Below are 7,310 nucleotides of genomic sequence, written 5' to 3' on the forward strand. Positions count from 1 at the left end.
CGCTCAATCCCCAGTCGATACCACAATCTGTGGTACGCTCTGGACGACCAGCCACTAGATGTAGGGGTAAACCTAGCACGCGGACCGATCGCCCGCGACCCCGACGCGGCCGATCGAGGACGAGTGTCCGTGTCCTGATTAGCTACGCTCCGCGATCGGTCCAGGTGGCCTTGAACACCTTCGGGGGTCCTGCGCAAGGGTGTTCGGCGCAAATTCCTTCGACCGGATGAATTCGCTGTGGAAAACCGGATTAACAGCCGGAAGTGGCAGCAGGATGTACGGCAGCAGCCCAGAGAAGAACGCGAGCGCGCGGCCGCGCGAAAGCGTCTGTGGCACACCAGCTCGACCGGCGGAGGGGATTGCGGCGCACTTGTTCGATAAGCATATTCGAACAAGTGTTGGTCGGATGTCAGACGCTTCGGCTACGGTTGGGATCAGGGGTCGGGTCAGGGGCGAACCCCCGGCCGAGAAAAGGGAAGGGAACCACGATCATGGCCGGACGGAGCAGTGCAGCCGCGGCGCGGCGTCGCAGTACCGGCGCGCGCGGAGACGCGGCGCGCGGTGCGGAGCCGGGCGGCGACGGCAAGCCCGCGGGTGCGGTGGTGCGGCAGCGTCGGCGCGGACCGGGGCGGCTCGGAGCGGGGGCGGAGGCGGCGGATATGACGCGGGTTCCGCTGTCGCTGCGGCTCACCGACCGGCAGTGCCGGGTGCTCGAAGTCATTCAGGAGTCGATCGATCGGCGCGGTTATCCACCGTCGATGCGTGAGATCGGCGAGGCGGTGGGTCTGCAGTCCACCTCCTCGGTACGGCATCAGCTGGTGGTGCTGGAGAACAAGGGGTTCATCCGGCGCGACCCGAACCGGCCGCGGGCGTACATCGTGCGCGGCCCGAGCGACCCGACCCAGGCGTGGCGGGCCCGGATGGCGCAGTCGCACGCGGCCGCGTCGTCGGTGCCGCAGATCGCCGCGCCGGCCGCCTCGATCCCGGTGGACGAGGACACGACCGCGGGCCGGGTGCTGCCGATGGGCGGCTCGGTCGGCGCGACCGAATACGTGCCCTTGGTCGGCCGGATCGCCGCCGGCGGCCCGATCCTGGCCCAGGAGGAGATCGAGGAGCTCATCCCGATGCCCCGGGACCTGGTCGGCGACGGGACGCTGTTCGCGCTCACGGTGGTCGGGGACTCGATGGTGGACGCGGCGATCTGGGACGGGGACACGGTCGTGGTGCGCCAGCAGCCGACCGCCGAGTCCGGCGAGATCGTCGCGGCGATGATCGACGGCGAGGCGACCATCAAGCAGCTGAAGCTGCAGAACACGCCGTCGGGCCGGCACGTGTGGCTGATGCCGCGCAACCCGGCGTACGACCCGATCCCGGGCGACGAGGCGTCGATCCTCGGCCGGGTGGTCGCGGTGATGCGGCGGCTGTGACGAGTTGGGCGAGTGAGACGAGCTAGATGAATTAGCTGCAACGCAGAACCCTGCCCAGGTGGCGTGGCGCTGAGAAACGCGAGGTAAGCGCGCGCGAGTACTGGGGCAGGGCGTGGACAGAGAGGCGGGTGAGGTCGGCCGTCTCTCTCGGCCCGGTCGGCCGTCGTGGGAAGGGGCGGCTGACCGAGGCAGCTGAGTACGCGCAGTGTGGTACGCGTGCGGGCGGTGATACCGCGTTGCTCGGGGAAGGTCGGCCGGCCGCGGCTGCCAAGGCTGAGCGGCACGCACGGCGCCTTCATGGTGCGCGGGGCGAGAGGCCAGAAGCAGGCGGCTGCGCGGAGCGAGGGGCCAGAAGCAGGCGGCTGCGCGGAGCGAGGGGCCAGAAGCAGGCAGCTGCGCGGGGCGAGGGGCCAGAAGCAGGCAGCTGCGCGGGGCGAGGGGCTAGAAGCAGGCGGCTGCGGGGTTCAGGTACCCGTGTGACGGCGACGAGCGTCGACGGCTGAACATCCGCGATCGGTGCGCGACGGCTACGAGCTTTGACGGCTGTGCGTGTCCGGTCGCCGGGCCATCGCGACTCAGGGGATAGCGACTCGCGGCGCTCCGAAGCACCGGTTAACAAGCAGTTCGGATCAGGGGGCCTCGGGCCAGCGCAAAGCAGGGCGCTTTGAGGCAGCGTCCGAACAGTGCTTCGGATCAGGGGGCTTCGGCGTCGAGGCGGCGCAGCGCGGCGCGCACCAACTTCGTGTCGTCGGTGGGCCAGAACGGAGGCAGGGAAGCCCGCAGGAAGCTCGCGTAGCGGGCGGTAGCCAGCCTGGAGTCCAGGATCGCCACCACGCCCCGGTCTCCGGCCGCTCGGATGAGCCGTCCGGCTCCCTGAGCCAGCAGCAGCGCGGCATGGGTCGCGGCGACCGCCATGAAGCCGTTTCCGCCGTTGCGCGCGACCGCCTCTTGACGGGCCGCTGCCAGCGGGTCGTCCGGGCGCGGGAACGGGATCCGGTCGATCACCACCAGCTGGCAGGACGGTCCGGGCACGTTGACCCCCTGCCAAAGCGAAAGGGTGCCGAACAGGCACGTGCGCGGGTTCTCGCCGAAGCGGGCGATCAGCTGCGGCAGCGAGTCCTCGCCCTGGCACAGCACGGTGTACGACAGCCGGTCGGAGATCTCCGCTGCCGCCGCCTGCGCACCACGCAGCGAGGAGAACAGCCCGAGGGTGCGGCCGCCGGCGGCCTCGATCAATCCGGCGAGCTCGTCGAACTGGTCAGGGCGGATACCGTCGCGTCCGGGCGGAGCGAGGTGCCGGGCGATGTAGAGAATGCCCTGCTTCGGATAGTCGAAGGGCGAGCCGACGTCGAGGGCGTTCCAGCGAATGGGATGGTCGGTGTCGTCCTGGGTGTCGGCTTGGGTGTCGTCCTGCGCCGACTGCTCCTTAGAGGCTGGCGCGCTTGAGGGCGCCGCGTTCGATGACGCCGCGTTCGAGTCGGCGGCTGAGGATGCGGCGTCGGACGGGTCGTCAGACGCGTCGCGCGAAGGGGCTCGACCGGAGCGAGGACCGTTGGCAGCGCTGTCCGCCGGGAGCCGGTCCGCTCGCTCGTCGGGGTACAGGCCAACCGAGCGGGCTACCCCGTCGAAGTCGCCGCCGAGCTTGAGCGTCGCAGAGGTCAGGACCGTGTGCGTGCGCGCGAACAGGCGGTGGCGCAGCTGCTGGGCGACTGAGAGCGGGGCGATGTGCAGGGAGCTGAATCGGTCGCCGCGGTCCAGCCAGATCACGTCGTCGGGCGAGGTGAGCAGCATCCGGTCGGAGAGCTCGAAGATCTGCTCTATCGCCGACTGGGCCTGCCGCCTGGCGCCCTCGGTGCCCGCACCTGCCTCGGCGGCACCGTCCTCGCCGCCCCCGCCCCGGGACGCCCCCTTCCCACCCTTCTCCCGTCCGCGCACCAGAGCGCTAATGACCTGTCGGGACGCGTCACGCAGCGCGGTGAGCGCCTCGACGACGTCTTCTGGCAGCTGCGGATAACGGCGGGCGTCCGCCGTATCGAGCATCTCCCGGAACAGCTCCACGGCCTGCTCGAAGACCAGGTGCGTCTTCTCGTCCACATGCTTGCGGATGCGGCGCGCGGCGCGGTCGACCATGCCTCCGGTCAGCTCGCCGGAGTTCGCGCCGGTCGCCCGGGAGACCAGCTCGTGCGCCTCGTCGACGACCACGGCGTCGTGCTCGGGCAGGACTTGGACATCGCTGTCGAACGTGTTGATGGCGAGCAGCGCATGGTTGGTGACGATGATGTCCGCCTCGCGAGCGCGCTCGCGGGCCTCCTCGGCGAAGCACTCCGTGCCGAACGGGCACTTGGAGGCCGTCAGGCACTCGCGGGCGCTGACCGAGACCATGCCCCACACTCGGTCACTGACACCGGGCACCAGGTCGTCCCGGTCGCCGGTCTCGGTCTCCTCGGCCCACTCGCGCACGCGCAGGATCTGGCGGCCGAGGTCGGAGACCGCCGAGGCATCGAACAGCGCCTCCTCGCCCTCGTTCTCGTCGCCGCCGTCGATCTTGTGCTTGCAGACGTAGTTACTGCGGCCCTTGAGCAGCGCGAACTCGGGGACGCGGCCGAGGGCAGGGGCGAGCGCGTCGGCGATCAGCGGCAGGTCGTGCGCGACGAGCTGGCGCTGCAGCGCGAGCGTGGCGGTGGCGACGACGACGCGCCGGTCCCGCCGGTCAAGGCAGTGCGCAATGGCGGGCACGAGGTACGCCAGCGACTTGCCGGTTCCAGTGCCGGCCTGGACCAGGAGCGGATCCCCTTCGGTCAGCGCGCGCCGGACCGCTTGGGCCATCTCGACCTGACCCGGCCTCGGCTCGCCGCCGACTGCGGCGACCGCGCTCGCGAGTAAGGTTTCGAGATCAGCTTTGCCCATGGGCCACTAGGGTACGGGGCTCGGCCGACAGCCGAGGACGGATCCTGGGCGGAGGTCAGTCGATCGGGGCGAGTGGCGAGTGGGCGCGCCTGCGGTAGGACGGATCCGGCGCTGGCGGGGCGACGGCGTGGCGGCGTGGCGGCGTGGCGGCGTGGCGGCCACGGCGGGCGACGGCCAGTCAGTCGATCGGGGCGAGCGGGTTCGGGACGACGCCGTGGGCCTCGACGTGCGGACGGGTCGGCCGATCGCGGTAGCCGTCGAGCAGCAGCCGGTTGCGGTTGAGGCAGAGCCGGTCGATGTGCGGCTTGCCGAGGTCGAACAGCGCGTAGCGTTCCGCGTGCTCGGGGAACCTGTCCTGGTATGCGCGGATCGCGGCGCGCACGAGCGACCAGAACTCGGCGCCGGGGACGTCGAGATGCTGCTCGCAGATCCGGGCCAGGTAGCGGAAATGTCCGATGAACAGACCGCCGTGCAGGAACTGGCAGAGGTAGTCCGGCTGCTCGCGCAGCATCACCGAGGCGACCTGCTGCGGCAGTTCCGCGAGCTCGGGCAGGTCGGCGGCGGCGAGATTGACGTCGTCGACGAAGTCCTTGACCGCGAGCCGAGTGGGGATGTCGCGCTCGTCGAAGATCACGACCGCGTTTTCGCCATGCGGAGAGAACACCGTTCCGTAGGCGTAGAGGAAGCGCAGCAGCGGCGGCAGCAGAGCGCTGAAGAGGCGTTCCAGCCATGTGCAGGCGTCCAGCCCGGACCGGGCGATCAGTTCAGCCACCAGTGACGCGCCGTCCGCGCCGAAGGACAGCAGCGACGCGAGCGTGCGTGCCCTCTCCCCCTCGTGCAGCGCGGCGGGCAGCGGTTCGCGCCAGATCGCGCCCAGCAACTCGCGGTACTGATATGGGACTGCGTCGATGCGGTCGAGCACCGGATGGTCGACCGTGACGGACGCGACCTCGCCGAGCAGGATCACCTTGCAGTCGTCGGTGAGGAACGGGTCGCTGGCCGCGAGGCCCTGGAGCCAGGCCGTGAGGGCGGGTGCGGCGAGCGTGCGCTCGGTGGGCAGGCCGCGCCAGACCATCGTGTTGAGGATGGACAGCGGGAGCTTCACGTGGCGCCGGTGCGGCACGCTGATGTTGCTAAAGGTCCTGATCGACTGCTGGGGCAGGTACGAGTCGTCGCCTTCGCCCAGGTACACCAAGCGAGCTGACGCGATCTCAGCCCCGTACAGCGGTTGAATCGTCTCGTCCCACTGCCACGGATGGATCGGCAGCCACCAGTACCGCGCCGGGTTACAGCTGCGCCTGATCAGCTCCGCGCCGAACCGCACGCGCGCCGCCGGAGAGAGCTCCTCGGTGTACAGGCGGCGGGCGCTCAGGCCGGGGACGGCCTGGTAGTGCGCCAAGTCGTCGCGTACGGCAATCCACGGCAGGCGGACCGGTTGGCGCGCCTCGGGTGCGTAACGCAGGGTGTCGTTGGCCGAGAAGCCGACGCGTCCCTTGTTGAACACGATCCACGGGTGCCCGGTCTGGTGGCCTTCGAGCTGTGCGTAGTCGAGGTCTGCCAGTTCCGCGGCGGTGAGCGTGGCGGTGGCGAGGATCTGGGCGTCGGCGGCGAGTGTCGCGGCCATTTCGCGCACGAGGTGACCTGCGGTCTCGCCGGAAAGGCCGAGGGAGGGCGCGGCGTCGGCGATGAAGGCGAGAGGGTCCGCAGCCGGATGTCCGCCGCGCCGCACGGAGCCGGGGTCGACGAACCAGGACCCGTACGCGCCCCGGTCGGCACGGAACCGGTACTCGATCGAGGGCGCACCGCCAGGCGCGCCGTTGCCAGCGCCGCCACCGTTGGGCTGCTCGGGAGCCTGCCCGGGAGCGTCGAGGGTGAGGGCGTGCCACCCGTCATCCTGCTCAGCCGGGGTCAGCAGTTCCTCGTAGGCGAGTTCGGCGATGGTCTTCGCCAACAGGGTCCGGCCCGCGTGCCGCCAGCGCAGTTCGGGGTCAGCGGGCAGGGACTGGGTCGATCCGGTGCGGTTGGGCGACGTGCTGTGGCCGGCGCCAGAGGGGGACGAGGGCGCCGGCACTGCCTGGCTCGGCCGGCTGGTACTGGCTGCGGTGCTGCTCATGGCCGGTGGCCTCCAGGTCAAGTGCGATGCCGGGATCGGCGGCTGCCGCTACCGTCGGGGCGAACGCGGTGTGCGCGGTACGGCTGGGCAACGGGTAGACCGGCCATCCGGTTACGGCGTTGAGGATCTCCGCTGCCCGGTACGCGCCAAGGCCCAGGTCTGGAGTGCCGACGCCGTGCGTGTGTAGCTCGGCGTTCTGTACGTACAGCCCCGCGCGTGTCTCAGTCATGTGGACGCGGTGATCGCGCTCGATGACGAGGCGGCCCTGCGTGTCGCGTTGGAGCAGGGCTTCGAGCGGTGCAAGGCAGTCAGGCTTGCGTGGGGCGTAGCCGGTGGCTAGCACGAGGCGTTCGGTGCGTACCGTCATCGCCTCGCCTGTGCCGCGATGCCTTAGGGCGAGGGTGAGGGTCTCGGCGTCATCGGCGTGGTTACCGCCGACGGCTTCGACTCCAGGCATGAGCGTGACGCCCGTGCCGGACACACCGGTTTTGATGGAGCGCGCGTCGAGTTCGTCGCGAATGGCGGCGAGCGTGTCGGCAGAGACGGCTTTGTATAGGCGGCCCTGGCTGGACAGGAGCCTGGAGCGCTCGTCGGCCGGCAAATCGTGGAAGTAGTCGACGTAGTCGGGCGTGAAGTGTTCGAGGCCGAGCTTCGAGTACTCCATCGGTTCGAAGGCGGCGCTGCGAGTCAGCCAGCGCAGCCGCCGACCGGGGCGGTGCCAGGTGCGCAGGAGGTCCAGCACGACCTCCGCCCCGGACTGGCCCGAGCCGAGCACGGTCACGTCACCGGCCGCGCGGATCAGGTCGGCGTGGTCGAGGTAGTGCGCGCTGTGGCACACCGACGGACTGGCCTCGTGCCAGAGC

At 70.4% G+C, this 7,310-nt stretch carries 3 protein-coding genes and 1 pseudogene; 1 reads left to right on the forward strand and 3 read right to left on the reverse strand.

All coding sequences use genetic code 11. The features are described from left to right. Positions 1-659 precede the first annotated feature (659 nt). On the forward strand, positions 660-1,427 hold the full coding sequence (lexA, locus tag VFB40_RS01430; protein WP_324847402.1) for a transcriptional repressor LexA: 768 nt from the start codon (positions 660-662) through the stop codon (positions 1,425-1,427). Between the two features lie 693 nt (positions 1,428-2,120). On the opposite strand, the gene VFB40_RS01435 is transcribed toward lexA, so the two are convergent. The 3 genes and pseudogenes from VFB40_RS01435 to VFB40_RS28730 form a co-directional block, all read right to left on the reverse strand. Beyond that, complete coding sequence (locus tag VFB40_RS01435; protein WP_324847403.1) at positions 2,121-4,334, reverse strand: ATP-dependent DNA helicase; 2,214 nt, start codon at positions 4,332-4,334, stop codon at positions 2,121-2,123. A gap of 178 nt (positions 4,335-4,512) precedes the next feature. Then, positions 4,513-6,447: an IucA/IucC family protein gene (locus tag VFB40_RS01440; protein ID WP_414641999.1), complete on the reverse strand. Its 1,935-nt coding sequence runs from the start codon at positions 6,445-6,447 to the stop codon at positions 4,513-4,515. 382 nt (positions 6,448-6,829) lie between these two features. After that, a pseudogene (locus VFB40_RS28730) lies at positions 6,830-7,285 on the reverse strand (SidA/IucD/PvdA family monooxygenase); the annotation flags it as partial. Positions 7,286-7,310: the final 25 nt, after the last annotated feature.

Origin of the sequence: Actinocrinis sp., assembly GCF_035650855.1 — a bacterium.
In the GTDB taxonomy this organism is placed as follows: Bacteria; Actinomycetota; Actinomycetes; order Streptomycetales; family Catenulisporaceae; genus Actinocrinis.

What these genes read in the sequence shown, in the direction of transcription:
- lexA (WP_324847402.1), top strand. Translation starts at nt 660, where the DNA reads ATGACGCGGGTTCCGCTGTCGCTGCGGCTCACCGACCGGCAGTGCCGG.
- VFB40_RS01435 (WP_324847403.1), bottom strand. Translation starts at nt 4,334, where the DNA reads ATGGGCAAAGCTGATCTCGAAACCTTACTCGCGAGCGCGGTCGCCGCA.
- VFB40_RS01440 (WP_414641999.1), bottom strand. Translation starts at nt 6,447, where the DNA reads ATGAGCAGCACCGCAGCCAGTACCAGCCGGCCGAGCCAGGCAGTGCCG.